Source organism: Synechococcus sp. R6-10, assembly GCF_047461815.1.
In the GTDB taxonomy this organism is placed as follows: Bacteria; Cyanobacteriota; Cyanobacteriia; order Thermostichales; family Thermostichaceae; genus Thermostichus.
In genome coordinates this window covers 1-2,573 of the sequence record NZ_JANSHW010000256.1, presented here as the reverse complement: position 1 = coordinate 2,573, position 2,573 = coordinate 1, and the positions used below count along the sequence as shown (strand labels likewise).

General features: G+C 60.4%; 2 protein-coding genes and 1 pseudogene. All 3 read left to right on the top strand.

Annotated features, from left to right (window positions below; all coding sequences use genetic code 11):
- Positions 1-587 precede the first annotated feature (587 nt).
- The 3 genes and pseudogenes from rplC to NW837_RS07870 all read left to right on the top strand — a co-directional run bounded on the left by rplC (position 588) and on the right by NW837_RS07870 (position 2,525).
- Positions 588-1,232 carry a 50S ribosomal protein L3 gene (gene rplC, locus NW837_RS07880; RefSeq protein ID WP_011434152.1) on the top strand — a complete coding sequence of 215 codons (645 nt, stop codon included), beginning with the start codon at positions 588-590 and terminating at the stop codon, positions 1,230-1,232.
- Positions 1,233-1,282: 50 nt separating this feature from the next.
- Positions 1,283-1,909 (top strand): annotated as a pseudogene (rplD, locus tag NW837_RS07875) (50S ribosomal protein L4); the annotation flags it as partial.
- Positions 1,910-2,225: 316 nt separating this feature from the next.
- Positions 2,226-2,525: a 50S ribosomal protein L23 gene (locus NW837_RS07870; protein WP_414330452.1), complete on the top strand. Its 300-nt coding sequence runs from the start codon at positions 2,226-2,228 to the stop codon at positions 2,523-2,525.
- The last annotated feature ends 48 nt before the right edge of the window (positions 2,526-2,573 follow it).

Sequence of the window (2,573 nt, the reverse complement as noted above, 5' to 3'; positions counted from 1 at the left end):
TGCCTGCAACAATCTCCGATAGTGATCTACACAAGCCTGGGTCAGCCCACTGCCTGCCCAGCCCATTACACTTTGGAAGGGAGATGGCTTCCCTGGCCAATGGCTCTTTTCTTCCACTTGAGCTGCCCTTACCCTCTCCGGCCTCTCCAACCAACCCATTTTCTCAGCAAAAGTCTGGACAAACGGGCCTTCGCTTCATTATGATTGTTTTCCGTTGCCAACTGAGTCCATCCGCTTTGGCGACCCGGCGCGCTGCTACACCAGATACTGCCTCTTTAGCAGGTAAGTCTGAGCAGCTCTCAACAAAAGCAGTTTGGCGTGCAGCTTTGGGGGTGAACTAAGCAAAAGGCTCAGCGTTGCCGGCGCTGAACTTGGCCTCGGGGGATCCCTACCTTGCTCTTTCGCCTCAGCCGGCAGACTCAGCTTTGTCTTGAGCTTCCTGCTGCCACGCTATTGCTGTATGCCTATCCATCCGGCTAACTGAGCCATTGGCCTACGGCCCGCTTCGCGAACGGCTAGCCGATTGTTGGAGTGAGCTGGCTCTCAGTTGATGAAAACGAGTCGTGCAGGCTCGATTGGAGGTTCTTGTGGCACTTGGCATCCTCGGAAGAAAAGTCGGCATGACCCAGATCTTCTCTCCAGAAGGGCTGGCCATTCCGGTCACTGTCGTGCAGGCGGGGCCTTGCACCGTGACCCAGATCAAAACCCAAGCCACAGATGGCTACAACGCCATTCAGTTGGGCTACTTGCCCACTGCCGAAAAGCATCTCACGCGGGCGCAGCGGGGCCACCTCACCAAAGCGGGGGTGACAGAGCTGCTGCGCCACCTGCGGGAGTTCCGGGTTGACCAGCCAGAAGCCTACCAGTTGGGGCAGAAAATTACCGTCGAGATGTTTTCCCCCGGCCAGTTGGTGGATGTGGCAGGTACCTCCATCGGGCGAGGGTTTGCCGGCTATCAAAAGCGCCACCACTTCGGTCGTGGCCCCATGTCCCACGGCTCCAAAAACCACCGCCGACCGGGTTCCATTGGCGCCGGCACAACCCCAGGCCGCGTGTTTCCGGGGATGCGCATGGCGGGGCGGTTGGGAGGTGGCCGAGTCACCACCCGCAAATTGCAGTTGGTGCAGGTGGATCCAGAGCGGGATCTGTTGGTGATCAAGGGTTGCGTGCCCGGGGTAGAAGGAGGGCTGCTGGAGATCACCCCTGCCAAGCAGGTGGGCAACAAGCGCTAAGGAGGGATCCCTGGCAAAGGCTGACCCGCATCCGCAAAGACGAGGAAACCATGGCAAGTTGTGTGGTGAAAAATTGGCAAGGGGAAACGGTGGGCAGCGCGGAGCTGAGCCTCAAAGTTGCTCGTCCCGAAACAGCCGCCCACATTCTCTATCTGGCACTGCGCCGGCAGATGACCAATGCTCGTCAGGGCAACGCCCACACCAAGACCCGAGCTGAGGTGCGCGGCGGCGGTCGCAAGCCTTGGAAGCAGAAAGGCACCGGTCGAGCCCGTGCCGGCTCCATTCGCTCTCCACTTTGGCGCAAAGGGGGGGTGATCTTCGGCCCCCGCAAGCGGGAATACAACCTGGCCATGAACCGCAAAGAACGGCAACTGGCCCTGCGCACCGCTCTGCAAAGTCGGGTGGAAGATCTGGTCGTGGTGGAGGATTTCCAGGAGCAGCTCAACCCGCCCAAGACCCGCGCCGTGGCCCAGGCTTTGCTGCGCTGGGGGGTGATGGAAGATCAATCGGCCCTGCTCATCGTTGCCGAACGCTCGGAAGCCGTAGAGCGGGCCGTGCGCAACATCGCCCGCGTTAAGCTGATTGGCCTGGATCAGATCAACGTCTTCGATCTGCTCAACGTCGATTGGGTGCTGATCACCGTTTCTGCCCTAGAGCAACTCAAGGCCCGTTGGGGATCCGACGCCGCGCCGGCAGTTCTGGAGAGGCCCTCTGAGACTGCGCCTCAGGCCGACCTAGCCGGAGATCAGGCCCTGCCCGGAGATGGGCCGGAAGATCAGGCCGTTCCAGAAAGCGAACACGAGGAAGCAGAGCAAACCCCAGCCCAACCTGAGGCCCAGGAAAACCAAGTTGCCCTCCAAGGACGTCCAGCAGATCCGCAGGGGCCAGAAGAGCAAACCGAAGAGCCCCAAGATCCAGCAGAAGAACTGGCTCAAGGAGTAGAGCCGTCAACGGTAGAAGAGGCCGAAGCAGCCCCAGCAGAGGAGGAAAGCGATGACTGAGAGCAAGCGGATCCTGGCCGACGTCCTGTTGCGCCCCGTCATCACCGAAAAGGCAACCGCCTTGATGGAGCAGCGCAAATATGTCTTTGAAGTGCTGCCCACCGCCACCAAGCCGCTCATCCGAGCTGCCGTCGAAGAAATGTTCCGCGTGCGAGTTACTTCCGTCAACACCCTGAAGCTCCCGCGCAAGCAACGGCGGGTGGGCCGCTTTGTGGGCTACCGCACCCGTCCCAAGCGAGCCATCGTGACCTTGGCGGAGGGAGATTCCATCACCCTCTTCCCGGACACCTAACCCCCCTTTTTGAGTTGTTGTCATCCCATCCCCCACCCCTACCCGAGC

Excerpts from the sequence above, each read along its gene's own strand:
- NW837_RS07870 (WP_414330452.1), top strand. The coding sequence starts at position 2,226 with ATGACTGAGAGCAAGCGGATCCTGGCCGACGTCCTGTTGCGCCCCGTC.